Origin of the sequence: Candidatus Pelagibacter sp. HIMB1542 (genome assembly GCF_052047835.1) — a bacterium.
GTDB lineage: Bacteria > Pseudomonadota > Alphaproteobacteria > Pelagibacterales > Pelagibacteraceae > Pelagibacter.
Genome location: NZ_JBNAJB010000002.1, coordinates 248,715 through 273,843 on the forward strand (window position 1 = coordinate 248,715; position 25,129 = coordinate 273,843).

At 29.0% G+C, this 25,129-nt stretch carries 27 protein-coding genes; 13 read left to right on the forward strand and 14 right to left on the reverse strand.

The annotated features are described in order from the left end of the window. The first annotated feature begins 17 nt into the window (after positions 1 to 17). Complete coding sequence (gene groES, locus ACTTBI_RS05590; protein WP_075506443.1) at positions 18 to 308, forward strand: co-chaperone GroES; 291 nt, start codon at positions 18 to 20, stop codon at positions 306 to 308. 23 nt (positions 309 to 331) lie between these two features. Continuing rightward, positions 332 to 1,996, forward strand: coding sequence for a chaperonin GroEL (gene groL, locus ACTTBI_RS05595; protein WP_075506444.1), 1,665 nt, complete (start codon positions 332 to 334; stop codon positions 1,994 to 1,996). A gap of 83 nt (positions 1,997 to 2,079) precedes the next feature. Here the strand turns inward: groL and ACTTBI_RS05600 are convergent, their stop codons facing one another. Further along, entirely contained in the window at positions 2,080 to 3,246 is a 1,167-nt protein-coding gene (locus ACTTBI_RS05600) for a hypothetical protein (protein ID WP_440653067.1), read from the reverse strand. 415 nt (positions 3,247 to 3,661) lie between these two features. Between ACTTBI_RS05600 and typA the strand changes: the two genes are divergently transcribed. After that, the gene (gene typA / locus ACTTBI_RS05605; RefSeq protein WP_440653068.1) at positions 3,662 to 5,488 is read left to right on the forward strand and encodes a translational GTPase TypA; all 1,827 of its coding nucleotides are present in this window, start codon (positions 3,662 to 3,664) and stop codon (positions 5,486 to 5,488) included. Here typA and yczE read toward each other — a convergent pair. Beyond that, on the reverse strand, positions 5,485 to 6,132 hold the full coding sequence (gene yczE, locus ACTTBI_RS05610) for a membrane protein YczE (RefSeq protein WP_440653069.1): 648 nt from the start codon (positions 6,130 to 6,132) through the stop codon (positions 5,485 to 5,487). The two genes, typA and yczE, sit on opposite strands and share 4 nt — an antisense overlap. A 43-nt stretch (positions 6,133 to 6,175) precedes the next feature. Here yczE and ACTTBI_RS05615 point away from each other — a divergent pair, with 43 nt between their 5' ends. Beyond that, positions 6,176 to 6,856, forward strand: coding sequence for a DUF6134 family protein (locus tag ACTTBI_RS05615; RefSeq protein ID WP_440653070.1), 681 nt, complete (start codon positions 6,176 to 6,178; stop codon positions 6,854 to 6,856). Between the two features lie 2 nt (positions 6,857 to 6,858). On the opposite strand, the gene ACTTBI_RS05620 is transcribed toward ACTTBI_RS05615, so the two are convergent. The 3 genes from ACTTBI_RS05620 to ACTTBI_RS05630 are packed head-to-tail and all read right to left on the reverse strand — an operon-like array spanning position 6,859 to position 10,559. Further along, positions 6,859 to 7,830: an NAD(P)-binding protein gene (locus ACTTBI_RS05620; RefSeq protein ID WP_440653071.1), complete on the reverse strand. Its 972-nt coding sequence runs from the start codon at positions 7,828 to 7,830 to the stop codon at positions 6,859 to 6,861. After that, on the reverse strand, positions 7,827 to 9,143 hold the full coding sequence (locus ACTTBI_RS05625) for a TldD/PmbA family protein (RefSeq protein ID WP_440653072.1): 1,317 nt from the start codon (positions 9,141 to 9,143) through the stop codon (positions 7,827 to 7,829). The genes ACTTBI_RS05620 and ACTTBI_RS05625 overlap by 4 nt, the downstream gene beginning before the upstream one ends. Positions 9,144 to 9,146: 3 nt before the next feature. Further along, positions 9,147 to 10,559 carry a TldD/PmbA family protein gene (locus ACTTBI_RS05630; RefSeq protein WP_440653073.1) on the reverse strand — a complete coding sequence of 471 codons (1,413 nt, stop codon included), beginning with the start codon at positions 10,557 to 10,559 and terminating at the stop codon, positions 9,147 to 9,149. Between the two features lie 86 nt (positions 10,560 to 10,645). On the opposite strand from ACTTBI_RS05630, the gene ACTTBI_RS05635 reads away from it, so the two are divergent. Further along, the gene (locus ACTTBI_RS05635) at positions 10,646 to 10,993 is read left to right on the forward strand and encodes a DCC1-like thiol-disulfide oxidoreductase family protein (RefSeq protein ID WP_075506451.1); all 348 of its coding nucleotides are present in this window, start codon (positions 10,646 to 10,648) and stop codon (positions 10,991 to 10,993) included. Here the strand turns inward: ACTTBI_RS05635 and ACTTBI_RS05640 are convergent. The 4 genes from ACTTBI_RS05640 to ACTTBI_RS05655 are packed head-to-tail and all read right to left on the reverse strand — an operon-like array spanning position 10,990 to position 14,616. Next, complete coding sequence (locus ACTTBI_RS05640) at positions 10,990 to 11,283, reverse strand: hypothetical protein (protein ID WP_440646932.1); 294 nt, start codon at positions 11,281 to 11,283, stop codon at positions 10,990 to 10,992. The two genes, ACTTBI_RS05635 and ACTTBI_RS05640, sit on opposite strands and share 4 nt — an antisense overlap. A 30-nt stretch (positions 11,284 to 11,313) precedes the next feature. Then, positions 11,314 to 12,510 (reverse strand): hypothetical protein, encoded by a 1,197-nt coding sequence (locus tag ACTTBI_RS05645; protein WP_440653075.1) that lies wholly within the window; start codon positions 12,508 to 12,510, stop codon positions 11,314 to 11,316. Positions 12,511 to 12,538: 28 nt separating this feature from the next. Continuing rightward, positions 12,539 to 13,729, reverse strand: coding sequence for a class I SAM-dependent methyltransferase (locus ACTTBI_RS05650; RefSeq protein ID WP_440653076.1), 1,191 nt, complete (start codon positions 13,727 to 13,729; stop codon positions 12,539 to 12,541). Between the two features lie 2 nt (positions 13,730 to 13,731). After that, the gene (locus ACTTBI_RS05655; RefSeq protein ID WP_440653077.1) at positions 13,732 to 14,616 is read right to left on the reverse strand and encodes a dihydrodipicolinate synthase family protein; all 885 of its coding nucleotides are present in this window, start codon (positions 14,614 to 14,616) and stop codon (positions 13,732 to 13,734) included. A 36-nt stretch (positions 14,617 to 14,652) separates the two neighbouring features. Here ACTTBI_RS05655 and ACTTBI_RS05660 point away from each other — a divergent pair, with 36 nt between their 5' ends. Both ACTTBI_RS05660 and ACTTBI_RS05665 read left to right on the forward strand, forming a co-directional pair. Continuing rightward, positions 14,653 to 15,588: a GDP-mannose 4,6-dehydratase gene (locus tag ACTTBI_RS05660; RefSeq protein ID WP_440653078.1), complete on the forward strand. Its 936-nt coding sequence runs from the start codon at positions 14,653 to 14,655 to the stop codon at positions 15,586 to 15,588. After that, positions 15,585 to 16,523: a glycosyltransferase family 9 protein gene (locus ACTTBI_RS05665; RefSeq protein WP_440653080.1), complete on the forward strand. Its 939-nt coding sequence runs from the start codon at positions 15,585 to 15,587 to the stop codon at positions 16,521 to 16,523. Before ACTTBI_RS05660 ends, ACTTBI_RS05665 begins: the two co-directional genes overlap by 4 nt. Here ACTTBI_RS05665 and ACTTBI_RS05670 read toward each other — a convergent pair. Then, positions 16,520 to 17,020 carry a J domain-containing protein gene (locus ACTTBI_RS05670; protein WP_440653082.1) on the reverse strand — a complete coding sequence of 167 codons (501 nt, stop codon included), beginning with the start codon at positions 17,018 to 17,020 and terminating at the stop codon, positions 16,520 to 16,522. The two genes, ACTTBI_RS05665 and ACTTBI_RS05670, sit on opposite strands and share 4 nt — an antisense overlap. 16 nt (positions 17,021 to 17,036) lie before the next feature. Between ACTTBI_RS05670 and ACTTBI_RS05675 the strand changes: the two genes are divergently transcribed. Next, positions 17,037 to 19,112 (forward strand): S9 family peptidase, encoded by a 2,076-nt coding sequence (locus ACTTBI_RS05675; protein WP_440653083.1) that lies wholly within the window; start codon positions 17,037 to 17,039, stop codon positions 19,110 to 19,112. Positions 19,113 to 19,213: 101 nt separating this feature from the next. Further along, positions 19,214 to 19,660, forward strand: coding sequence for an Hsp20 family protein (locus ACTTBI_RS05680; protein ID WP_440653084.1), 447 nt, complete (start codon positions 19,214 to 19,216; stop codon positions 19,658 to 19,660). Positions 19,661 to 19,701: 41 nt separating this feature from the next. On the opposite strand, the gene ACTTBI_RS05685 is transcribed toward ACTTBI_RS05680, so the two are convergent. After that, positions 19,702 to 20,007, reverse strand: coding sequence for a hypothetical protein (locus ACTTBI_RS05685; protein WP_440633046.1), 306 nt, complete (start codon positions 20,005 to 20,007; stop codon positions 19,702 to 19,704). A gap of 127 nt (positions 20,008 to 20,134) precedes the next feature. On the opposite strand from ACTTBI_RS05685, the gene ACTTBI_RS05690 reads away from it, so the two are divergent. Beyond that, a complete protein-coding gene (locus tag ACTTBI_RS05690; protein ID WP_440653086.1) occupies positions 20,135 to 21,445 on the forward strand; it encodes an NCS2 family permease in 1,311 nt (436 codons plus the stop codon). A gap of 38 nt (positions 21,446 to 21,483) precedes the next feature. Here the strand turns inward: ACTTBI_RS05690 and ACTTBI_RS05695 are convergent, their stop codons facing one another. Further along, a complete protein-coding gene (locus ACTTBI_RS05695) occupies positions 21,484 to 22,017 on the reverse strand; it encodes a phosphoribosyltransferase (protein ID WP_440653087.1) in 534 nt (177 codons plus the stop codon). Between the two features lie 28 nt (positions 22,018 to 22,045). On the opposite strand from ACTTBI_RS05695, the gene ACTTBI_RS05700 reads away from it, so the two are divergent. Continuing rightward, on the forward strand, positions 22,046 to 22,342 hold the full coding sequence (locus tag ACTTBI_RS05700; protein ID WP_075506464.1) for a DUF1330 domain-containing protein: 297 nt from the start codon (positions 22,046 to 22,048) through the stop codon (positions 22,340 to 22,342). On the opposite strand, the gene ACTTBI_RS05705 is transcribed toward ACTTBI_RS05700, so the two are convergent. Together ACTTBI_RS05705 and ACTTBI_RS05710 are read right to left on the reverse strand one after the other, a co-directional pair. Continuing rightward, positions 22,329 to 22,964 carry a DNA-3-methyladenine glycosylase family protein gene (locus ACTTBI_RS05705; protein WP_440653088.1) on the reverse strand — a complete coding sequence of 212 codons (636 nt, stop codon included), beginning with the start codon at positions 22,962 to 22,964 and terminating at the stop codon, positions 22,329 to 22,331. The genes ACTTBI_RS05700 and ACTTBI_RS05705 overlap by 14 nt on opposite strands. Then, a complete protein-coding gene (locus ACTTBI_RS05710; RefSeq protein WP_440653090.1) occupies positions 22,957 to 23,838 on the reverse strand; it encodes a DMT family transporter in 882 nt (293 codons plus the stop codon). The genes ACTTBI_RS05705 and ACTTBI_RS05710 overlap by 8 nt, the downstream gene beginning before the upstream one ends. Positions 23,839 to 23,871: 33 nt before the next feature. On the opposite strand from ACTTBI_RS05710, the gene msrA reads away from it, so the two are divergent. Then, entirely contained in the window at positions 23,872 to 24,315 is a 444-nt protein-coding gene (gene msrA / locus ACTTBI_RS05715) for a peptide-methionine (S)-S-oxide reductase MsrA (protein ID WP_440653092.1), read from the forward strand. 1 nt (position 24,316) lies between these two features. Beyond that, positions 24,317 to 25,129 (forward strand): rhodanese-like domain-containing protein, encoded by an 813-nt coding sequence (locus tag ACTTBI_RS05720; protein WP_440653093.1) that lies wholly within the window; start codon positions 24,317 to 24,319, stop codon positions 25,127 to 25,129.

Genomic DNA, 25,129 nt, shown 5'->3' on the forward strand with positions numbered 1-25,129 from the left:
AATTATAAAGGAGATTTATGAAGTTTAAACCGTTACATGACAGAGTATTAATAGAAGTTTTAGACAGCAGTGAAAAAACTGCTGGTGGGATAATTATCCCAGATACAGCTCAGGAAAAGCCTCAAGAAGGAAAAGTTGTTGCTGTTGGTGGTGGAGCTAAAACAGAAGATGGAAAAACAATTCCAATGGATGTTAAAGTTGGAGATAAAGTTTTATTTGGCAAATGGTCAGGAACTGAAGTCAAAATAGATGGCAAAGAATATAGCATAATGAAAGAGTCTGACATTATGGGTATTTCGAGTAAGTAATTTAATTTAAAGGAGAAAATAAAATGGCAAAAGTTGTTAAATTTGATGCTGAAGCAAGAGCAGCTATGATTAGAGGAGTAAATATCTTAGCTGATACTGTTAAAGTAACTTTGGGTCCTAAAGGAAGAAACGTTGTAATGGATAAATCTTATGGTGCACCTAGGATTACTAAAGATGGTGTTTCTGTTGCTAAAGAAATTGACCTTGAAGATAAGTTTGAAAACATGGGTGCGCAGATGGTTAAAGAAGTTGCCAGCAAAACAAACGATGAAGCTGGTGATGGTACAACAACTGCAACTATTCTTGCACAAGCGATTGTTAGAGAAGGTGTGAAATACGTAACTGCTGGCATGAATCCTATGGATGTTAAAAGAGGAATTGATGCAGCGGTTGAAGTTGTAAAAGAAAACTTAGTAGCATCAGCTAAAAAAGTAAAAGACAGTGATGAAATTGCACAAGTTGGAACTATTTCTGCAAATGGTGATAAAGAAATCGGAACAATGATTGCAAAAGCAATGCAAAAAGTTGGGAACGAAGGTGTTATCACGGTTGAAGAAAATAAAGGAATTGAAACTGAACTAGACGTTGTTGAAGGTATGCAATTCGACAGAGGTTATTTATCACCATATTTTATTACTAATAGTGATAAAATGACTACTGAGTTAGATAACCCTTTCATTCTTTTACATGAAAAAAAATTAACAAACCTACAACCAATGGTTCCTCTTTTAGAAGCTGTTGTTCAAGCAGGTAGACCGTTAATGATTATTTCAGAAGATGTTGAAGGTGAAGCTTTAGCAACTTTAGTTGTAAACAAATTAAGAGGTGGTCTAAAAGTAGTTGCTGTAAAAGCACCAGGTTTTGGTGATAGAAGAAAAGCAATGCTTGAAGATATTGCTATCTTAACCGGAGGTCAGGTTATTTCTGAAGATTTAGGAATTAAGCTTGAGAATGTTAAACTTGATGACCTAGGTTCATGTAAGAAAGTTAAAGTAGATAAAGATAACAGCACAATAGTTAATGGAAGTGGTAAAAAATCTGATATCGAAGGTAGATGTGCTTCAATTAAACAACAAATTGACGAAACAACTTCTGACTATGACAGAGAGAAACTTCAAGAAAGACTTGCAAAACTAGCTGGTGGAGTTGCTGTAATCAAAGTTGGTGGTGCAACTGAAGTTGAAGTTAAAGAAAGAAAAGATAGAGTTGAAGATGCTTTGAACGCAACGAGAGCCGCAGTTGAAGAAGGTATTGTAACTGGTGGTGGTTGTGCATTACTTTATGCTGCTCAAGACCTTAATAAGGTTAAAGCAAAAGGTGATGATCAAAAAGCAGGTGTAGAACTTGTTAGAAAAGCACTTGAAGCTCCAATTAGACAAATTACTAAAAATGCTGGTGTAGATGGTTCAGTAGTTGTTGGTAAATTGTTAGAGCAAAATAAAAAAACACATGGATACGATGCACAAAGTGAAGAATATTGCGATATGTTCGCTAAAGGTATTATAGATCCTGTTAAAGTTGTAAGAACCGCTCTACAAGATGCTGCTTCAATATCTGGATTATTAGTAACTACAGAAGCGATGATTGCTGACAAACCTGAGGAAAAAGATGCTGCTGGTGGTGGAATGCCTGGTGGTATGCCTGGTGGTATGGGCGGCATGGGTGGAATGGGTGGAATGGGAATGTAATACGTTTCCATTTAGAGAACACTCTAAAAACATACACTAAACAGAATTAGAACCCCTGGAACGAGAGTTTCGGGGGTTTTTTTTTATTTCTTTAGCACCTCATGTACTATATTTTTCCAATCGTAGTGTCTATCATCGCTAGTAATAGCGATTACTCTTTTTTTATCAAAATCAATAATTAACTGTTGCCCACCAAAACCATCCATCGCAAGTATCTTTTTGTCTTGCAATCTTAAAATATCAAAATGAAACTGACCACCATAACTTTCTGAATATTGAGAAGCAGACTCTAAACTATAGTGACCTCTATTTTTTTTAACTCTATTTTCATAGATTGTTTTTAGATATTCACCGACACAAGTATCGTTATTCCAATGATTCATAACCATTATACCGATTCTTAAATAGTCATCTCTTTGGGCATAAAATGAATACCTGCCATATTCACCTTTTCTATTTGCGTCTTTTGCATTTAAAGTTTTATGAAAATAAACTTTGTTTTTAACTTTAGCATCTTCAGTAAAAACTTTTTCTAATAGTTTTTCCCAATCATTTCCAGTTTTGTAAATTATATAATTAATAATAACATTAGTTGTCATGGCGCTATAGTTATATTGAAGATCACCATCAAAATCTCTTGCTGGTTTGGAGTCTTTAAAATATCTTTTCATAACGGATTTGATGGGTATAGTGTTAATACTTTGATTATCTTTCGTCATTCTACTATCCCAACCTCCCCACATTTCACCAAGGTAAAATTGATCACCTGCGGTCATATTAAGTAAGTCAATCAATCTTTGATTTTCATATAAAGTGCCAGCAACTGTTGGGTAATCTATTCTATCAAAAACTGTATGATTAATATAACCTTCACAGACTGCATAACCTGTGACGAGACCTACTAAACTTTTACCAACAGAATGTGAAGGATAATAACCCTTTTTATATTTACTTTTTCTCTTATGATCTATTTTGATTTTACCATCTTCATAAAGTAAATAACTAACTAGACCATATTTATTGTCAGGACTAAAGTCTGTTTTTTTAGGTTTTTTCTTTTCAATCTGCTCTTTAACTCTTTTAGACAATTCATTTTCTTGTAAATCATAATCAAATTTATAATAATTTTCAGATTTATCTATTTTATACTTGTGATGTTTATTAAATGCATATGGTTCATTTTGATGTTGTCCAAGTGCAACTCCGGTCATCATTAGTAAAGATATCGTAAGATGAATAATTTTAGACATTTGTTATGGGAACTTTAAATGTAACTTAACTCTTCAATGAAGTCATCTTTTGAATTACTTTTAAATTATAGGGTTTTCTCAATGAAGTTTTCAATGAAGTTCTTAAATAAGTAAGTATTGGCGTACTATGTGGGGATATGTAATCCCACTACTCTAAAACTAAAATTTAAAAGGCCATCACATGATGGCCTTTTTTTTATGCGAATTTAAATTATGTCAAAAAGATACAGCGGAAAGTCATTTAAGGATTCGAGTGTAAAAAAGAAACCCAAATTAAGTTTTAAAGAAAAAAGGAAACTTAAAAAAGATAAACAAAAAAAGCCTAATTAATCACAAGTTATTTAAATTAATCAAGCCAGTCATGAGTTTTTTTAAGTTTTAATATCAAATTAAATATGTATAAGAACCACAATTTATGAGCAACAATATAAGAAACATCACAATCATAGCCCATGTCGACCATGGAAAAACTACTTTGATTGATAATTTAATGAAACAAAGTGGATCATTTAGAGAAAATGAAGTTGTTGATGAAAGATTAATGGACTCTGGGGAACTAGAAAAAGAAAGAGGAATTACAATTCTTGCAAAACCTGCATCGATAAACTGGAATGACTCAAGAATAAATATCATTGATACACCTGGCCACAGAGATTTTGCAGCAGAAGTTGAGAGAGTTTTGAGCATGGCTGATGGAGCTCTTTTATTAATTGATTCTGCTGAAGGAGTTATGCCTCAAACAAAATTTGTTTTATCGAAAGCATTAAAACAAGGTTTAAAACCAATTGTAGTTATTAATAAGTTGGATAAAGCAGATCAAAGAGCTAATGAGGTCTTAGATGAAACTTTTGATCTGTTTGTAAGTTTAGATGCTAATGAAGAACAATTAGATTTTCCTGTTTTATATGCAAGTGGAAGATCTGGGTGGGCAGATAATGAGGTAGATGGACCAAGAAAAAATTTAAATCCTTTATTAGACTTAATAGTGGAGCACGTTAAACCAGCTGAATTAGATAAGACTAAACCTTTTGCAATGCTATCTACATTGCTTTATTCAGACAGTTTTTTAGGTAGAAGTCTAGTAGGTAGAATTACACAAGGTACAGCAAGAGCAAATCAACCAATCAAAGCTATTAATTTAAATGGTGAAAAAGTTGATGAAGGAAAATTAACAAAGATTTTTAGATATGAAGGAACTAAAAAAGTTCCAATTGATGTTGGAGAAGCAGGAGATATTGTCGTTGTAGCAGGATTAGAAAAAGCAAATGTTGCTGATACAATTTGTAATTTGGAAGTTAATGATCCTATACCAGCGACTCCGATTGATCCTCCAACAATGTCGATTACAATAACCGTTAATACTTCTCCATTAGCAGGTACAGAAGGTAAAAAACTTACAAGTACTCAAATTAGAGAAAGATTAGTTCAAGAAGCACAAAACAATGTAGGAATTACTTTTTCAGAAAATGATGGAAAAGATTCATTCGTTGTAAGTGGAAGAGGTGAATTAATGTTGGAAATACTTCTTACTCAAATGAGAAGAGAAGGTTTTGAAATGACGGTAAGTCCACCAAAAGTTTTATATAAAACTGATAATCAAGGAAACAAACTTGAGCCAATTGAAGAAATTACTATGGATTTAGATGAAGAACACTCTTCAAAAGTAATCGACTCAATGAATAGAAGAAAAGGTAAATTAATTGAACTAAAAGATACCGGTACAAATAAGAAAAGATTGATATTTCACGCACCTACGAGAGGTTTGATGGGATACACAAGTAGATTTCTAACTCTTACTAAAGGTGAAGGTGTAATTAATAGAATTTTCCATGACTACGGTCCTTTTGAAGGTGAAATGGAAGGTAGAAGAAATGGCGCATTAATTGCAATGGAACAAGGAAAAGCAGTAGCTTTTGCAATCTTTAACCTTCAAGCGAGAGGAGAAATGTTTGTTACTCATAATGATCCTGTTTATCCAGGTATGATTGTTGGATTGTCACCAAAACCAGGTGACATGATAATAAATGTCATGAAAGGTAAAAAGTTAACAAATATGAGAACACAAGGAACGGATGAAAACGTCGTTCTTACTCCTGTTAGAAAAATGTCAATAGCTGAACAACTAAGTATGCTAAATAGTGATGAAGCATTAGAAATTACACCCGAGTCATGTAGATTAAGAAAATCAATTCTTGATCCTCATGAAAGAAAAAAAAGTGAGAAAACTAGCGCAGCTGCTTAATTAAATATTTTTCCAACTAAAAATAATCCTAAAGCTACACAAGGTCCAATTCCAAAAGCAAAGATAAGTGTACCTACTCCAACAGTTCCCCCTAAATACCAACCAATAATTACAACTGTTACTTCTAAAAAAGCTCTTACCAAGGCTATAGGTAAATTTGTTGTTTTTGTTAGTCCTGTCATTAAACCATCGCGTGGACCTGGACCAAGATTAGCAACTAAATAAATACCACTACCAAGTCCTACTAAAATTACTGAAAGAACTGCTAATAAGTATTTTGTAAAAAGAGATGAAGGTGGTTGAAAATAATTTAGAGTAAAATCAATCATGGCAGCAATCACGATGATATTAAATATTGTTCCAAGACCTGGTTTTTGTTTTAAAAAAATCCATAAAAAAAGTACTCCTACACTTACAAAAAAAGTTGCTGCTCCAATGGATAAATTGGAGTTAAGTGAAATTCCTTCAGCTAATACCGACCAGGGTGAGTTTCCAGTTGTTGATAAAATTAACAAACCTTCTCCCAAACCAAAAATTGTTAAACCAAAAATTAAAAAAAATGATGTTGAAAATTTTGGCTTGAAGTTCAAACTTTCGTTTGAGCTCCAATTTACTTTTGGAATATTTTTTATAGATAGGAACATTAAATATTGATACTTTTAGATTAATTTTTATTTATATTATTATATGAAAAAATTTTACACTATTATTATATTTTTTTTATTTACTTTTAACTCAAACGCACATGTTGGTCATTATAATAACTTCAAAAAAATTGAACTTGAAATCTTAAGAAATAATGAAGTTATAGGATATAATAATTATTCTTTTTATAGGAAAGACAATGAAACAACTGTAAATAATAAATATAAATTTACAGTAAAACTACTTGGGGCAACTATTTTTGAAGTAGAAGGTTTTGGAGAAGAAAAATATTTAGGAGATAATTTAATTTCCTTTGAATCTAAAACACGTCAGAATAAAAAAGAAAAATTTGTAAATTTAATATTAAATAATCAAACTAATAAATTTGATATTCAAGGATCTTCTTTTTCAGGTGAAGCTTCTTTGAAAAATACAATTGGAAATTGGTGGAGCCACAAATTGTTACAGGCAGAAAGTCAAATTAGTCCAATTTCTGGAAGTATAAAGGAACAACTAGTTACATTTATCGGTAAGGAAAAAATCACTATCAATGGAAAAGAATTTGATACTGATCATTTTAAACTCACTTCTAAAGATATGACACTTCCAGAAGATAAAAGATTAAATTTTGATATATGGCTTGATAAAAAAACTTCAGTGATAGTTAAAGTTACCTATGAGAGAATGGGAAGTTGGGAGTATAGGATTAAAAATATTGAGTAATTTTATCTGCTTATTTTCTTAAAAAGATCATTAGCACTTATCCATCCCGCTTCTAATCTTGGTCCAACAAACCAATCAGCACAAACTCCTAAATTAATTTTTGAATTCCAATAACTTTTAATTTTTAAAGGTTTTGAATTTGATGAATACATCCATCCATGATTTAAAGAAAAAAGGATGTTGCTTTTTTTAATACCAGTAAGATTAAAAAATTTATTAATTAATATTTTAGAATTCAAATCTTTATTTTCTTTATTTTTTAAAATTTTTTTATTTGCCCACATTGCCGTACTTTGAAGTGTCCAAAATTCATAAATACTTTTAAATCTTAACTTACTATTTTCTCTAGCAGCCCAACCTAAAATTTGATCATCAAACAAAAAACTACTTATATTTTTTTTTGTTTTTTTTATTTTTATCATGACTGTAATATTTGCATCCATTTTTAATTTTTTTTTAACAAATGAATGATTAATAAATTTTTTTGCTAATTTAAGTAATTGAGGATGTGGGCACGTTAAAATAAGATTATCATAAAATTTATTATCACCATCAGCAAAGGTAAGTTTCCATTTGTTTTTATTATAATCAATTTTTTTTAATTCTTTTTGAAAATTACAATTAATTTTTTTTAATAAATACTTACTAATATCGTTATTACCTTGCCTACCAATTATTTTTTGATGATTTTTATTTTCTTTAATTTTTTTATTTTGAAAAATATGCTGACCCTTCCAATTTTTTACTATTTTTTTTGCTATGAGTTTTGTTGTAAATTTTTTAAACTCAGTACTCTTAGGGGAAATATATTGAACGCCATGATCAAACCCCACTTTTTTATCTAACCTTTTAAATGATGATCTCCCACCAGGACCTCTTGCTTTATCATAGAGATCTACAGAATTTTTTTTATTTAATAAATTTGAAATTGTAGCACCAGATATTCCTGATCCAATTACACAGTAAGTGCTCATTTACCTGCAACTGTCATTCCCTCTATCATCATAGTTGGTGAGTTGATAGAATATTCAAAATCTAAATCACTAGCTAAAGTTATATTTTTGAACATATCTTTAAAATTTCCTGCAATTGTTATCTCATTTACTGGAAATTTAAATTCGCCATTTTCAATTAAGAAACCTGTTGCACCTACTGAATAATCTCCTGTAACCAAATTACTTCCATGGCCGATTGTTTCTGTTACATAAATGTGTTTTGAGTTACTTTTTAGTAAATCCTCGAAACTAATGTTCCCTTTATCAAAATATAAATTTGTTGTACCACCAGATCTTCCATTTGATTTTAAGTTAAGTTTTTTTCCATTGTACGTATCGACTAGGTAATTTTTTAAGATGCCGTTTTGTACAAGATTTAAAGTATCTGATTTTACTCCCTCAGAATCAAAAATTTGAGATCCAACACCTTTATTTATATCTGGTTTATCAATAACGTTTATTGTTTCTGTAAATATTTGTTCATTAATTTTATCTTTAAGAAAAGATGTTCCTCTAGAAATCGCAGATGATGATATGGCTCCAGCAAAAGCTCCTAGCATTCCTTTAGCTATCCTTTTGTCAAATATAATGCTTATTTTTTCACTTCCAATTTTATTTGGGCTTAATTTTTTTATGGTTTGTTCAGAAGCTTTTTGACCAAGTTCTTTTGCACCCTTAATGTCTGATAAATGACGTTTACTTGTAAATTCATAGTCTCTTTCCATACTATTTTCATCTTTGGCAACAGTAACACAAGATGCACTAAATGAAGATGATTTGTATCCTTCACAAAATCCATCACTATTTGCTAGAATAAAGTTAGATTTATTTTCAGTAAAACTAGATTCTGTATTTATGATTTTTTCCTCTGAAGATGCAACGCTCTCAAGCTCTTTCAAATATTCAATTTTTTTTTCATTATCAAAGTGTGTTTCATCATATAAATTTAAATTTTTAATTTCCTTAGCTAAAAGATCTTTATCTGGTAAAGAATTAAATTCATCTTCAGGAGTATTTTTAGTTGTTTCAAAACATTTTTCTATTAATGTTTTAATATTATCATCTAGTAAGTTTGACGAAGAAATTGATGACCTTTTTTTTCCCAAATAAGTCTCAATGCTTATTGCTAATCCATCAGATCTATTAGACTCGTCTAAAGTATTATTTCTAAAATTTACAGTTTCAGAAATTGAATGACCTACTGTTACGCTTGATCCAGTTGCACCTAACTTTTTAGCTAAATCTAAGCAATATGATGCTTTTGATCTTAAATATTCTTGATCCTTAACCATAATTTAAAGTTTTGTCCCACCAACTGTCATTTTGTCAATTAAGATTGAGGGTTGGGCAACTCCAACGGGAACACCTTGTCCAGCTTTACCACAAGTTCCTATACCAGGGTCTAACATCATATCGTTTCCAACCATAGAAACTTCTTTTAAAATTGAAGGACCATCTCCAATTAATGTCGCCCCCTTTATCGGTGAACCAATCTGACCATTATTGATTTCGTATGCCTCGGTACAATTAAATACAAATTTTCCGGATGTAATATCAACCTGTCCTCCTCCAAAACTTACTGCAAAAATTCCTTTGTCTACTGATTTAATCATTTCTTCTTGTGTTTGGTTTCCACTCAACATCATTGTATTTCTCATTCTTGGTAAAACAACGTGTCTATAATTTTCTCTTCTTCCTGAGCCAGTGGATTTGGTGTTCATCAATCTAGCATTTAATCTATCTTGCATAAAATTCTTTAATATCCCATTTTCAATCAATACTGTTTTTTCTGTTGGTGTACCTTCGTCATCAATAGTTAAGCTGCCTCTTCTATTATCAATTGTTCCATCATCAACAATCGTAACTCCCTCACTAGCAACTTTTTGGCCCATAAGATCATGAAATGCAGAGGTTTTTTTTCTATTAAAGTCTCCCTCTAAACCATGTCCAATAGCTTCATGTATTAAAATCGCTGGCCATCCAGGCCCTAAAACAACTTTCATTTCTCCTGCTGGAGCAGGTTTACTTTCTAAATTTACTGAAGCAATTCTAAATGCTTCCTCACATACAGTTTTCCAATTGTCATTTTTTAGATATTCATCATAAGATTGTCTTCCACCTATTCCATAAACGCCAGTTTCTTTTCTCCCATTTTTTTCTAACATCACAGATACATTAAATCTAATTAATGGTCGGACATCAGTTAATACCTCACCACCTGATCTAATAATCTCAATAGATTTTTGTTCACCTGCAAAACTTGTAGTAACTTGTTTTACAGATTGATCTTTTTTTCTTAGATACTCATTTACTTTATTTAATACTTCTAATTTCGAATTTAATGTTTTTTGCTCTATAGGATTTATATCCTTATAAAATTTTTTATTAGATCTTGAAATATCTTGATTATAAGTACCTTTCATAGACTTCAGTGTAGATTTTAAATTTTCAGAAGATTTTTTTAATGAATCTTTTGATATTTCATTAGAATGAGAATATGCAACAACCTCCCCTGTAATTGCTCTAAATCCAAAACCTAAATCTGAACTATAGCTTGAGCTTTTAATTTTATTATCATCTAATAAAATAGATTCGGATTTAGTATCCTCCAAATATAGCTCACCATCATCACAATTATTTAATGTATCAGACACTATTACATCAGCATCTTTTCTTGTTAAATCAGATTTGTCGAAAAAATTACTCACCAAGTTTAGATAGTGCTTTATTATTAATTTTCAACTATTCATTTGGCGCATTTACATGCTTAATTTTAAAGTTAATATAATTTTCTATGAAAGTTTATTTTAATAATTCTTGCAAAATTTGCAGATCAGAAATCAATATGTATAAAAAAGAAAATATTGAAGATATTGATTGGATAGATATTACGAATAACAAAGAAGCAGAAAAAGAAACTTCCAAAAATGACAAAGAACTTTTAAGAAGATTGCACATTAAAGAAAACGATCAAGTAATTGAAGGTGCGGAAGCTTTTCTTTATGTATGGAAGAGAATACCAAAATATAAATTTTTATATAGTTTTTTCAAACTTCCTATCATCTTTACAATTTTTAAATATGGTTATGAAATAGTTGCGTATTTTTTGTATTTAAAAAATAAAAAACAATTAAAAAATTAATTAAGAAAAAATATCAAAATTTGACTCAATAAAGACATTGAGAGGATAAACATAATTAAAACTACAGAATACATTAGAGTAATAATTTTATTTCTTTTTCTTCTTAATCTTACAAAATTTTTGTCATCCAAATCTGATATGTCTCTTTCTCCATCAACTTCATAATCGTAGCTCCATCTCCAAGTTGATTGTCCTAACCTCTCGTCCTGACTATTAAAGAATCTGATCCAAGCAAGTATATAACTTAGCAGCACATATAGAATTACCATTGTAATTATTCCATAAAACATAACCAATAATACTTAAATTAAATGAAATAATTAATTGTTATTTTTTGATCTTTTTCTTGCAATTAGTTGAGTTAAAGAGTCAACCATAGTGTCAGAAGCTTTAAATATTTCATTATTTTTAAATTCATGAGAGATATTTTTCTCAGGATTGGTTTTATCTTCAATGACTATACCTTCGTCAGGAGAATTATTTTTAATATAAATTAATAACAACCACTCCTCATCAGGAGCTTCATCCCACTTAACAAATATTTCACCTGTTTCAAATCTTCTATCAATACATCGAAAAATAGACATATGTCTTGTGATGTGTCTTTTATTTAATTGAAAAACTAAACTGCTGGCGCTTCTATAAAAACTTTCAAGAGCAAACTCAATTTTTTGCCTTGCTAAAGTATATTCTTTTTCTTTCCTTAATAATGTTTCTCTATCTTCATCACCTTGAATTTTAACACCTAATGCCTCTACTCTCTCTCTTATTTTTTGATCTCTGATAATTCGATATTTTTCTTTTAACTTTTCAATTCTCTGTTGAAGTCCTGCATAATCTTCTCTCTTTTCCTTTAATGATATTTTTTCTAATTTTTCTAATTCTTTAACTTCTCTTACTCTAAATTTTTCGATCTGCTTTTCTAATTTTAGTTGTTGTAAAAATTTCTTTTGCTTTTCAGCTTGTTCAATTCTTAATAATGCCTGCTCTTTTCTTAGAAATAATTTAATTTCTTTTGTTCTTTGTTTCTCTAATCTAATTTCTTCCTTTAATACTTGTTCATTAAGCTTTAATTTTAATTCTTGTTCTTTCTGCTTCTCTTGTTGTAAGGCTAGTTTTTCCTGTCTTTCTTGTTCTTGTTTTTCAAGTTTTATTCTTCTCTGCTCATCTTTTTTAAGAATTTTATAATCATTAATTGTTTCGGATATTTTATCAAAAAATGCTTGGATATATTTTTCTATGTTAATGTTTATTCTGAATTTTAATTCAGGTTTAAGTGAATTTTGAAAATTAATTATTTTTAAAAGGAAATTTTTTTCTTTGGGTTTTTTGATAATTATTTTTTTTCTTTTAACCTTTAAATTATTTTTTTTTTTAGTTTTAGTTTTATTTTTTTTATGAATTTTAGGTTTTGTTTTTTTAACTTTAGAAATTTTTTTTGATTTTTTAGATTTTAGCTGAGATTTTTTTTTACTTTTTTTAACAAATTTATTTTGTTTTTTTTTTATTTTTTTCATTTAAAGGAATTAATTATTTATCAATAAATTATTGATAAATATAGTCTCTTGTAACAGGTGTTGAAGTATAGTTTTTTGTAAGTTGAAATTGATATACAACTTGGTCCCCCCATTTAAAAGCCATTTCGCAACCTGCTAAATAAAATTCCCACATTCTAAAAAAACGCTCATCGAACATTTTAATAATTTTATCTTTATTCTTTAGGCAATTTTCTTTCCAATTTCTTAATGTGTGAGAATAATGCATTCTTAATATCTCAATATCAGTAACAATTAAGCCTGCTTTTTCAATTGGAGTAGTTACTTCACTTAAACTTGGCGTGTAGCCACCTGGAAATATGTATTTTGTAATCCATGGATGAGGGTCTCTTGGTGGATTTACTGATCCAATAGTATGAATTAATGAAACTCCATCATCTTTAAGAAGTTTTTCAACTTGCGAAAAAAATTTTTTATAAAATTTTCTTCCTACATGTTCAAACATCCCAACACTTACAACCCTGTCAAATTTTTCATTAAGTTCCCTATAATCCATTAATTTAAATGTTAATTGATTTTCTAAATTAAGTTCTTTGGCTTTTTGTTTGCAATATTTTAATTGATTTTCTGACAATGTGATTCCAGTTACTTCACAGTTTGCTGATTTTGCAATATCAATAGCTAAAGAACCCCATCCACATCCAATATCTAATACTTTTTGATTTGGTTTTATATTTAATTTCTTAATTATATGTTGAATTTTATTATTTTGTGCTGTCTCTAAAGTATCATTTTCATTTTTGAAGTAAGCACATGAATATTGTCTTTTAGGATCTAAAAATAAATCGTAAAGATCATCTTTAATATCATAATGATGTGAGACATTCATTTTAGATTTTTTAATAAAATTGAAATTTGTTAGATATCTATATGATCCTCTTAACCTATTAATTAAATAACTAAAAAAATTTAATTCTCCTCTTCCGAAATTCATCAAAGATAAATCTAAAAAATCTGTAAGACTTCCATTTTCAATTACTATTTCTCCATCTGTATAAGCTTCTCCAAAATAAAGATCAGGATGGAGTAAAAGTTTATAATGAAGACTTTTATTTAGTATTTTAACTTTTATAGGATTTTCTTTTTCAGGATTTCCAATGATGTAATTTTTTGAGTTTGCATCGACTAAAATAAAACCATCTTTCTTAAAAACACTATTCAAGAACCTTGCTAATTGCATTTTTAAGCTGCCATTGATGATTTTAAAGAAAAATTAAATTTTTCTAAATTATTTAAAAGATCACTTTCTTCATCTTTATTTAATATTCTCAAAGGTGGAAGTAAATTTTTATATGCACTGTCTTTATGTTTATAAAAAGTATGTAATCCAGAAATTAAATTATATTTTTCAAATGTCACTCTTACATTACATAAATTGGTATTAACTTCCTGCTCTTTTCCTTCCTCAAAATCATCATACACCTTTCGAGCAAGTTTAGATGTTGCGTTACATGTTGCTGTGATTATTCCCGAACAACCTAATTCTAGTCCTTTTAATAATTTTGACTCAGATCCTGGCATAACAGAAAAATTATCTATCTTTAAATTTTCAAAAAGATTATACGAACTATCTTTAACACCAACTATTTGATCTGGAAAATTTTTGGCTAGTTTTTCAACACATTCTACACTGAATTGATATCCACAAAGTTTTTCAAAATTATATAATACAATCTTGGCATTTGGAGTTGACTCTACAATTTTGGAGTAAAAATTAAAAACATCTTCATCGCTATATTTATAAAATGCAGGTGGCATAATTAAAAATTTTTCTAAATTTAATGAGGTTGCAACTCTCATTAAATTTATTGTTTCTCCTAAAGAATTTAACCCTGTACCGATAATAAAATTATCTTTGTATTTATTAGTTGATATTTTATTTAGAAGTTTAATTTTTTCAGCAACTGGTATCAGCTGAGCTTGTCCTGTACTTCCAAAAATTGCAGCCCCATGGCAACCGTTTTCTATCACCATTTCAGAATGCTCAATTGTTTTATCAACATTTAATGTCAAATCGTTATTTAACACAGACATTGATGCAGCATAAATACCTTTTAATAAACTCATATATTTTTTAAAAGAATATAATAATTCAAAAAAAAAATGAATAAAAAAGTAAACTTAATTATTGGATCAGGTGTATTAGGAGCATATCTTTCTGCAGAGCTTTTAAAGAAAAATGAAAAAATAATTGTTACCTCAAGGACATTAAATAAAAAATTTACCAATTATGAATATTTAAAAATAAAAAAAAAAATTATTTTTAAAAAACTAAATACTAATAGCAAAAAAGAAATTCATCAAATTTTAAAAAAATATAATCCTAATAAAATTTTTTATTTTAGTGGACAAAGCTCAATTCCAAAAAGTATCAAACTAAAAAAAGAAACTTTTTCGTCTCATTATATTGGAACTAAAAATTTCTTAGAAATTTTAAAAAAAGAAAAATCAGATACAAAATTTTTCAAAGCAAATTCTGGTTACATATTTTCACCAAAAAAAGGATTAATCACTCTCAAATGTAAATATTCAACAAACAATAATCCATATATCCAAACACAAAAAGAAGTATTCAAGTTAATAAAAAAATACAGAAAATATAAGTTAAATTTATTTAACTTAGTATTTATGCAGATTGAATCACCTTTAAGACCTAATGATTTTTTTATTAAAAAAATTTGCTTAGCTGCAAAAAATAAAAAAAAAGTAGAAGTTGGCAATATAAATACATTTAGAGATTACTCATGGATTACAGAAGTTGTAAAATTAATATTAAAAGCATCAAATCTTGAACGCAAGGATTTAATTATTTCACCAGGAAAAAAAATATCTGGTAAAGAAATATTAAAAACTGCTTACTATTTGAACAGACTTGATTATAAAAAATATTTCTCAATAAATAAAAAATATTTCAGAAAAAAAGAAAACAAATTGTTAGCTAGTGATAGCAGAAACTCTATGTTATTAAAAAAAGAATTCAATTTTAAATTTAAAATTGTTGGAAAAAATCTTGTTAAAAAAATGTATAATTCTCTATGAAAACAGGAATATATTTAAGTTATTCTGGACTGGGAGCGAATTTAATTCATCTTGCATACTGCCATCAAGTAGCAAAAAAATATGGTCCAGTTACAATTATTACACTTTGTAAAAATTTAAAAGAGGCTTTAGCTGACGATCCATTGATTGAAAATGTATTTTATTTAGATAAATTCACTAAAAAATTTTTTGACATATTTAAACTTAGTAAAATATTAAAAAAATTTAATTTTGAAAATTTATTAATTTTTTACCCAAGTTTAAGAGTATATCTTGCAGCAAAAATTACAGGTATAAAAAATGTTTATTCTTATAAATTTTATGAAAAAAAAAATTTACATTTGATTAAGGCAGCTAAATTATTTACCGAAAAAACACTAAATATCAAAAATTCTCCAACAGAAACAAAATTTTATATTCAAAAAGAAAGATTAGCTAAAATTAAATCTAAAATAAAAAATGATTATTTTAAAATAGTGCTTGGTGTTGGATCTTCTGGACCAACAACAAGATGGGGTTCAAAAAATTTTTCGAATTTAGTAAACAGTTTAAATAAAACAGGAAAATATTTTTTTCTAATTTTGTGCGGTCCAAATGAAAAAGAAATTGAAAATGAAATTACTTCAAATTTAGAAAATGATAATTTTATGACATTAAGTGATAAAAAAATTTATGATGTTTTACCCTATTTATGTGCTTCAGACATGTATGTGGGTAACGACTCTTTTGGTTCTCATGTAATTTCTCAATCAGGTAAAAAAAGTATTGTATTTTTATTAGATGCTCCAAAAGCGTACACGGATTATAGTAAAAACCAATTTAGATTAGTGCCTGATGGGTACAATATTGAGGAAATAACACATGGTACAAACGCAGATCCAAACCTTATTTCTGTGGAAAGAGTAATCAAAACAATAAATAAATTAAAAAATTAGCTAATATCATTAAGAACAATTTCTTTAGCTTCATTTACTAAAGTAGACAACCTAGAAGTTTCAGGAGAAATATCTGGATGAATTTTTTTTTGTATTTTTATGTATGCCTTGTTTACATCTTCTTTAGTTAAATTTTTCGAAGGATTTAAGTTGAGTATACGGTATGCTTCTTCAGTAGACATCGTATTTAAATTTGAAGCAGTATTATTAAAGGAAAATCTTCCTGAATTTCTTAAAGTTTGGATCAGTCTATACAGTGAAATTAATTGAAAAATAGACATACCTTTCAATTTTAAAAGAGCAAGACTCGCAAGGGTAAATGGCAAGGTGAGTAAAAATTTACCTCCAATTGCAAACAAAACTGCAAAAATAATTAAAATTATAAATAAAAATACTCTTAAACCTTTAGAAATTTTTTTTGACGCAACACGAGTGAAAAGCCTTAATAAAAAATATAAACCAACTACAATTAATAATGTATAAATAATAAAATTCATATATTTCCAATTAATAATGAAAATACCATATCTAAAAAAAAAACCAGAGTTAAAATCTTGTCACAATACTGAATGGGAAGATAATTATAGCTGGATACATCAAGAAAATATTTTGGAAGTTCTGCAAGATAAAACCAAACTACTTCCAGAGGTTAAAAAATATTTAGAAGATGAAAATGATTATACCGAATATCATTTGAAAAATACAAAAAATACCCAAAAAAAATTATTTGATGAAATAAAAGGAAGAATAAAATTAGAAGATGAAAGCTTGCCCTTCAAAGATCATACCTATGAATATTGGACTAAAACTACTGCCAAAGGTAATTATTCTATCAAATTAAGAAAAAAAATTGGTTCCTCTGAAGTTGAAGAAATTTGGAATGGAGACAAAGAAAAAGAAAAATTAAATGTTGAATATTTTGGTGTTGGAGATTTAGAGGTTAGCAATAATGACCAATATCTTGGATACTCATTAGATATCAAGGGCTCAGAGTATTATTCTATTTATGTAAGAAATATTAAAAATAATGAAATAATTTCAAAAGAAATCAAGGAAACATCAGGAAGTATAATTTTTAGTTTGGATGACAAATATATTTTTTATTCTAAGTTAGACAAAAATCATAGAGCTAGAAAAATTTATAGACATAAAATTGGAGATTTTGAAAATGAAGATGAACTAATCTTTGAGGAAAAAAGTGAGGCATTCACTGTTAGTATTGGATTAAGTTCTGATGAAAAATATTATTTTATAAACACTTCAGATCACAATACTTCAGAGCAATATTACTTTAATGTAAATGAAGCAAAACCAAATCCAAAATTGATAATTAAACGTGAAAAAGGAATTCTTTACTCTGTAAATTCATGGAATGGAAAGTTTTATAATCATACAAATAAAGATGCAGAGGATTTTAAAATAGATATTTCAGAAACTTTAGAAAATCAGAATTGGGAGACATTTATTCCTGCAAAAAAAGAAGTCTTAATTGGTGGACTTTCATTTTTAAAAAATTGGATAATTAGATCCGAAACATCAGATGCTATGGACAAATTGTTTGTTATTGATACTTCAACAAATAATGAAGAAGAACTAATTTTTTCTGACGAAAAAGTATGTGTTCCTGGTGTTTCATTAACTCAAAAAAATAGAGACACAGATGAGGTTTATGTTTCATATTCTTCACCCAAAACACCTTCGAGAGTTTACAAATACAATTTAAAAACTAAATCTAAAATACTTGTAAAAGAACAAGAAATACCATCAGGCCATAATACAGATGATTATATAGTTGAGAGAATAGAGTTTAAATCCCATGATGGAAGAATGGTTCCGCTTACGATTACAAGACACAAAAATACAAAAATAGACGGAACAGCAAATTTGTTACTATACGGATACGGATCATATGGTAGTTCGATGAGTCCAAGTTTTTCCTCAACAAGACTGAGTTTAATAAATAGAAATATTATTTGGGCTACTGCACACATTAGAGGTGGAATGGAAAAAGGAATGAAATGGTGGAAAGAAGGAAAGTTAACTAATAAAAAAAATACGTTTGAAGATTATATTTATGCCGCAAAATATTTGATAGAAAACAACTACACCTCAAAAGGAAAAATAATCGGAATGGGTGGATCTGCTGGTGGTTTATTAATGGGAGCTGTTGTTAATCAAACGCCTGAATTATTTTTAGGTATAATTATGGCTGTTCCTTTTGTTGATTCATTAACTACAAATCTTGATCATTCTTTACCTCTCACAGTTGGTGAATTTGATGAATTTGGTAATGCTAAAGAAAACAAAGAGCACTTTGATTATATATTTTCATATGCTCCATATAATAATATAAAAAAAATGGATTATCCTCATATGCTAATAACAACTAGTTTAAGTGATAACAGGGTTTTGTTTGATGAACCTGCAAAATTTACAGCTAAACTTAGAGACTATAAAACTGATAATAATTTATTACTTCTTAAAACAGAAATGAATGCAGGTCATGGGGGTAAATCTGGTAGAGATGGAGCAATAGAAGAAATTGCACTCGACTACGCATTTGCATTAAAAATTTCAGAAAAAATTTAATTTTTCAGATATTGAAATCTTTTTAATCATACCTAGATATACAATGTAAGTCGCCTTTTGGGGCTTGCATAAAATAAACTTGCTTAAAAAAGGAGGATATTATGACAAGTAAGGATCTATCTATATTTAACTCACTAAGACCTTTTTCAATTGGTTTTGACGATATGTTTGATCAATTTGAAAACATGTTGGGTAATGGAAGTTTGACAATGCAATCAAACTACCCTCCATACAACATTAGAAAAACTGGTAAGGATAATTATGCAATTGAAGTTGCATTGGCTGGTTTTAATAAAAATGATGTTGAGGTTGAGTTTGAAGATAATTTATTAACGGTAAGAACAAAACAAGTTGATAAATCTGAGAACAATGATGTTAATGGAGAAATAATTCACAAAGGTATTTCTCAAAGACAATTTGCAAGATCATTCACTATTGCTGATGATGTAAAAGTTAATGGTGCTGAACTTAAAGATGGTCTTTTAACAATATCTTGTGAAAGAATTATACCAGAGCACAAAAAGAAAAAACTTATAGAAATTAAATAAGTTTACCCTTACTTGCGAGGATTTGTCCTCGCAGGTAAAATTTAAAAACATCCGTTGGAAGCAAATCCAATTACTAACTTATCTGGATTAATCTCAAATCTTCTCTCACATGGAAAGCCATACTTCTTGGTATTGTAAATAAAAATAAAATTACCTTTTTCATTTTCAAAATCTTCATCAGGTTTTCCAAGTTCCATTTGTAATTTACTTGCTGATTGACCAATAAATTCACTCAACTTTTTATTTTCTTTTTGAATAGCTGCGTCTGTTTTTTGCTTAACTGTTTGACAACCAGAAACAAATAAAAAGATAAAAAATATAGTGAATAAAATTTTCAAATTTTTCATATTAATCACACTATCATTACAATTATGGCATAAATATAAACTTATGGGTTGAATTTTGTGAATAAAATGGACTTATTCAAAGTATTATTCAACAGAATCAAATAATTATCAGACATTAGGAGGACAAATGCTTGATAATTATTTTAATTATAAAAAACACAAAACAGATTTTAAAACTGAAGTCATAGCAGGAACCACAACGTTCTTAACGATGGCTTATATAATGTTTTTAAATCCTTTTATCTTATCGGGAGAATTCGCCGGACCCGAAAAAGGTTTCTTTGATTTCGGCGCGGTATATACAGCTACGATTTTAGCCACAGCTTTAGCATGTTTTATTATGGCCTTTTATGGAAAGACATGGCCAATAGGACTTGCGCCCGGAATGGGTATTAACGCATTCGTTGCATTTGGTGTATGTGCTGGAATGGGATACACACCTCAAGAAGCACTTGGTGCTGTATTGGTGGCAGGTGTATTATTCTTAATAATATCTTTAACGCCAATAAGAGCATGGCTAATTAACTCAATTCCAAAAAGTTTAAAGTTAGGAATTGGTGCAGGTATAGGATTATTTTTAGCGATTATCGGATTACAAATTATGGAAGTGGTTGTAGATGATCCTGTCACTTTAGTTAAATTAGGTAATCTTGGAGATCCATTAGTTCTTTTGGGATGTGCAACTTTTATAGCTATCATTGTGTTAGAAAAAATGAATGTAAAAGGTAACATCATCATAGGGATATTGGTATTTAGTATCATTGCTTGGGCTGCTGGCCTTGCTAAATTTAATGGTTTAGCTAGCTCGCCTCCTCCAATGACGTATCTTTTTGAGTTTGATTTGTCCGCCGCAATGACTGCTAGTATGTCTACAGTAATCTTTACTTTATTATTCATAGACTTCTTTGATACGGCTGGAACTTTAACTTCTGTTGCAAACGTTGCAGGCAAAGTTGGTAAAGATGGAAAAGTTCAAGATATTAATAAAGCAATGCTATCTGACAGTGTTGGAACAGTTGCAGGTGCAATAATGGGAACTACTACAGTAACAAGTTATGTTGAGTCTGGTGCTGGTGTAAAAGCAGGTGGTAAAACAGGAATGACATCTCTTGTAATAGGTATTTTGTTTTTAGCATGTATCTTTTTTGCTCCTTTAGCAACTAGTTTACCTAAACAAATTGATGGTGCAGCTCTACTTTTTGTGTCTGTTCTTTTTGTAAGAAATATTACAGATATTGAGTGGAACGATATTTCTGAGTCTGCTCCTGCAATACTTGCAATGATAGCAATGCCATTAACATACAGTATTAGTAATGGAATTGCCCTAGCATTTGTTTCTTACGCATTAATTAAAATATTTACTGGAAAGTTTTCAAGCACTTCTCCAGCAATATGGGTAGTTGCAATACTTAGTGTTGTAAGTTTTGCTGTAAGTTAAATAAGATTTTAACAGGGCTAGTTTACTAGCCCTGTTAACTAATTTCTTTTAATTAATTCTTCAATAGATAATTCTTCATAATGTTCAGTTGGCTGAACAATCCAAGGGTCAGAATCTAGTCTTACAGGACAGAAATCTGGTTCGAAAGTTGATGATTTTTTTTTCCAAAGACAAGCAGTTTTAACTTCTTTTATAAATTCTTTTGTTTGAGGATAATTTTTTAACCACTCAATACTTTTATTTAAAGTTAAACCAGTATCAGATAGATCATCTATCAATAAAACTTTACTAAAATCCTCGTTATTTGCTAATGAGCTTATTTCTCTTGCAAACATAAGTTCACCTTGCTTATCTTCCATTCCTTCGCCTGAATAACTTTGAATAACAATGTAGGCTATTGGTAATTTTAAAATCCTCGATAAGATATCAAGGATTGGTGCAGCACCTCTCATAATACCAATTAAAACAGTAGGTTTGTATTCCTTGTGAATTTGTATTGCCAGTTTCTCAACAATTTTTATATATTCATCAAAAGAGATTATGAGTTTGTCAGCCATGAAGTTTAGTATCATAAGTATAAAAATTTAAAAAGGAGAAATGATGAAGGTTTACTGGATTGCTTTATATAAAAAGATAGATAGCCAAGAAAATATTAAAAAATATGGAGCTAAAGTTACAGATATAATCAAAAGTTATGGAGGTGTACCATTAGTAAGAGGAGGAAAGTTTAATACTTTAGAGGGAGAAACTTACCCAAGAACAGTAATTTGGGAATTTCCTAGTTATGAAAAAGCTATGGAGTGTCATGACTCTAAAGAATATCAAGAAGGTTGGGCGCTCGCAAAAGATACTACCGAAAGAAACTTACAGATAGTCGAGGCTTTTAATATTGAATAGGCTCAGGATCTATACTTCTCCAAAGATACCATGTGGCTACAGAACAATATGGGGAAAATCTTTTTTGCAATAAGTTTACATAGCTTTCTGGTGGAAGATATTTTTTATTATAATTTTTTGAAATAGCTCTTAGAAGTCCTATATCTTGTACAGGCCATATATCGGGACGATTATAAGTAAATAATAAAATCATTTCAGCTGACCATCTTCCTATTTGTCTTAGTTTAGATAAATAAATAATTGCTTCTTCATCAGACATACCTGGAATAACTTTAGGATTAAATGTTTTATTTAATACTTGTTCTGCTAAACTTTTTATACCCTTAACTTTTTGTCTGCTTAATCCACAGCTCTTTAATTGAGAGCTTGATAATTTATTCACTGTTTTTGCATTAATTTTATTTTTGCATTTTTTTTTAAACTTTAAAAAAACTGAATTAGCAGCAGCTACACTTATTTGCTGACCAATAATACTTTTACAAAGGGAAAAGAAAACATCGCGCCTTGATGTAAGAACAGTTTCTGATGGTGACTTATATTTCTTAATCAAAAGAGACATGGTTTTATCTTTTTTTGATAAATACTTTTTTGCTTTATTCCAATATAATGGGGTTTTACTCATGACGCGAAACAGATAGCTTTTTTTTCAAATACATTTCTCTTCTAAATATAATTATAGATGAAACAATAACTAATAAAGCACCTAATAAAGTTTTAGAAGTTGGTATTTCATTCCAAATAAAATATCCAAATATTATTGCAAAAACTAGTCCAAGATATTTTAAAGGAGAAACCAAACTAACTTCTGAATATTTATAAGATTGTGATAGCCATAAATTTGCAAGACCACCTAATATACCAACCATTGATAGTAAAAATAAATCAAGTAAATTTGGCAAGATCCATCCCTGATAAAAAGATAAAAAGCTTAAAAGCATTATCGAGAATGAAAAGAAAAAACTAATCAACCAGGCAGGTTCGGTTGATGATAATTTTCTTATAGCAATTGCTACATAGGAAAGACCTAAACAAAAAATAATTGGGTAAATATAGTACACATTTAAAGCACTAAATCCTGGCTCTGTAATAAATATTATTCCTAAAAATCCTACTAACACTGCCATCCATCTATATAAACCAACTTTTTCATCTAATAAAAAAATAGAAAAAATTGTAATAAAAATTGGTGCAGCAAAGGAAATACTCACAACAGTTGCCAAAGGTAAATTTCTAAGTGCAACAAATATAGAAACTAAAGCTATAAGTCCTGCTAAGCATCTTTTAAAATGAAGCACAGGTCGCGTTGTTTTATAGAAATCAAAATACCGATCTTTAGGAATGAGGAATAAGATTGGGATTATTCCACAAAAGCCTCTAAAAAACAAAACTTGACCAACTGGATAATCATCAGACCATTTAACAATTAAATCCATTAGCGAGAAAGCGCATACGGATATAAACATATAAAAAAAGCCCAATTGATTTTTTGAGAACATGTGATTAACTTAGATTAATTAAGGTATTTATCAATGGAAATAGCAATTTTAGGTTTAGGATGTTTTTGGGGACCAGAAATAAAGTTTAGCAAACTTGATGGTATTGCAAAAACAGAAGTGGGATATTGTGGGGGTAACTCTGACAAAACAAATTATAAAGAAGTTTGTTCTGGTACAACCAATCATGCTGAAGTAGTTAAGTTAAATTTTGATCCAAATATAATTTCTTACGAAAATATTCTTGAACATTTTTTTAAATTTCATGACCCTACTACCTTGAACTCTCAAGGGCCTGACTTTGGTACTCAGTATAGAAGTGAAATTTTTTATACAAACGATGATCAAAAAATTATTGCACAAAAGATGGTAGAAAAAGAAAATATTAAACTATCTGGCAAAGTAGTAACAAAAATTTCATTAACTAAAAACTATTGTGTTGCAGAAGAGTATCACCAAAAGTATCTAGAAAAAAGATAGTATGTCATTAGTTGATACAGATTGGCTAGAGAAAAATCTCAACAAAGTGAAGATAGTTGATTGTTCTTGGCATATGCCTGCTGAAAATAGAAATGCTCAGGATGAATTTGATAAAGAACATATCCCAAATGCTATTTTTTTTGATTTAGATAAAAACTCAAAACAAGACACTGACCTTCCTCATATGCTTCCAAGCTTAGTGGCTTGGAATGAAATAATTTCAGACTTAGGAATTTCAAATGATGATCAAATCGTAATTTATGATAATTCAAATGTCGTAAGTTCATGCAGAGGTTGGTATAATTTTATTTATTTTGGTCATGATCCAAAATTGGTTAATGTTCTTGATGGTGGTTTTAAAAAATGGAAAAGTGAAAATAAAAAGACCTCAAATATTTCAGCAAATTTAAATAAATCTAACTATGAGGGTAATGAATTATCTAAACTCGTAAAAAATAAAGCCTTAATTGATCAAAATATTTCTAAAAAAAAATTCAAAGTAGTAGATGCGCGAAGTAGAGAAAGATTTGAAGGTAAAGCTCCAGATCCAAGAAAAAATGTTAGAAGTGGTTCTATTCCAAATTCGGTATGTCTACCTTTTGTAGAGGTAATAAATGAAAATAAGACTTTTAAAAATAAAGAGGAATTAAATAAATTATTTCAAAAAATATCAAAAAATTTTGAGGAAAATTTAGTCTTTTCTTGTGGATCTGGTGTTACTGCTTGTGTTTTAGCGCTTGCATATTCTTTAGTTAATACTAAATATCTCCCAACTATTTATGACGGATCTTGGTCAGAATATGGAAAAGTTTAA

Coding starts and splice junctions, on each gene's coding strand:
- ACTTBI_RS05710 (WP_440653090.1), bottom strand. CDS start 23,838: ATGTTCTCAAAAAATCAATTGGGCTTTTTTTATATGTTTATATCCGTA.
- ACTTBI_RS05695 (WP_440653087.1), bottom strand. CDS start 22,017: ATGATACTAAACTTCATGGCTGACAAACTCATAATCTCTTTTGATGAA.
- ACTTBI_RS05685 (WP_440633046.1), bottom strand. CDS start 20,007: ATGAAAAATTTGAAAATTTTATTCACTATATTTTTTATCTTTTTATTT.
- groL (WP_075506444.1), top strand. CDS start 332: ATGGCAAAAGTTGTTAAATTTGATGCTGAAGCAAGAGCAGCTATGATT.
- ACTTBI_RS05620 (WP_440653071.1), bottom strand. CDS start 7,830: ATGAGCACTTACTGTGTAATTGGATCAGGAATATCTGGTGCTACAATT.
- ACTTBI_RS05700 (WP_075506464.1), top strand. CDS start 22,046: ATGAAGGTTTACTGGATTGCTTTATATAAAAAGATAGATAGCCAAGAA.
- ACTTBI_RS05660 (WP_440653078.1), top strand. CDS start 14,653: ATGAATAAAAAAGTAAACTTAATTATTGGATCAGGTGTATTAGGAGCA.
- ACTTBI_RS05655 (WP_440653077.1), bottom strand. CDS start 14,616: ATGAGTTTATTAAAAGGTATTTATGCTGCATCAATGTCTGTGTTAAAT.
- typA (WP_440653068.1), top strand. CDS start 3,662: ATGAGCAACAATATAAGAAACATCACAATCATAGCCCATGTCGACCAT.
- ACTTBI_RS05615 (WP_440653070.1), top strand. CDS start 6,176: ATGAAAAAATTTTACACTATTATTATATTTTTTTTATTTACTTTTAAC.
- ACTTBI_RS05675 (WP_440653083.1), top strand. CDS start 17,037: ATGAAAATACCATATCTAAAAAAAAAACCAGAGTTAAAATCTTGTCAC.
- ACTTBI_RS05625 (WP_440653072.1), bottom strand. CDS start 9,143: ATGGTTAAGGATCAAGAATATTTAAGATCAAAAGCATCATATTGCTTA.
- groES (WP_075506443.1), top strand. CDS start 18: ATGAAGTTTAAACCGTTACATGACAGAGTATTAATAGAAGTTTTAGAC.
- ACTTBI_RS05650 (WP_440653076.1), bottom strand. CDS start 13,729: ATGCAATTAGCAAGGTTCTTGAATAGTGTTTTTAAGAAAGATGGTTTT.
- ACTTBI_RS05680 (WP_440653084.1), top strand. CDS start 19,214: ATGACAAGTAAGGATCTATCTATATTTAACTCACTAAGACCTTTTTCA.
- yczE (WP_440653069.1), bottom strand. CDS start 6,132: ATGTTCCTATCTATAAAAAATATTCCAAAAGTAAATTGGAGCTCAAAC.
- ACTTBI_RS05640 (WP_440646932.1), bottom strand. CDS start 11,283: ATGTTTTATGGAATAATTACAATGGTAATTCTATATGTGCTGCTAAGT.
- ACTTBI_RS05670 (WP_440653082.1), bottom strand. CDS start 17,020: ATGAATTTTATTATTTATACATTATTAATTGTAGTTGGTTTATATTTT.
- ACTTBI_RS05600 (WP_440653067.1), bottom strand. CDS start 3,246: ATGTCTAAAATTATTCATCTTACGATATCTTTACTAATGATGACCGGA.
- ACTTBI_RS05635 (WP_075506451.1), top strand. CDS start 10,646: ATGAAAGTTTATTTTAATAATTCTTGCAAAATTTGCAGATCAGAAATC.
- ACTTBI_RS05690 (WP_440653086.1), top strand. CDS start 20,135: ATGCTTGATAATTATTTTAATTATAAAAAACACAAAACAGATTTTAAA.
- ACTTBI_RS05645 (WP_440653075.1), bottom strand. CDS start 12,510: ATGAAAAAAATAAAAAAAAAACAAAATAAATTTGTTAAAAAAAGTAAA.
- ACTTBI_RS05720 (WP_440653093.1), top strand. CDS start 24,317: ATGTCATTAGTTGATACAGATTGGCTAGAGAAAAATCTCAACAAAGTG.
- msrA (WP_440653092.1), top strand. CDS start 23,872: ATGGAAATAGCAATTTTAGGTTTAGGATGTTTTTGGGGACCAGAAATA.
- ACTTBI_RS05665 (WP_440653080.1), top strand. CDS start 15,585: ATGAAAACAGGAATATATTTAAGTTATTCTGGACTGGGAGCGAATTTA.
- ACTTBI_RS05705 (WP_440653088.1), bottom strand. CDS start 22,964: ATGAGTAAAACCCCATTATATTGGAATAAAGCAAAAAAGTATTTATCA.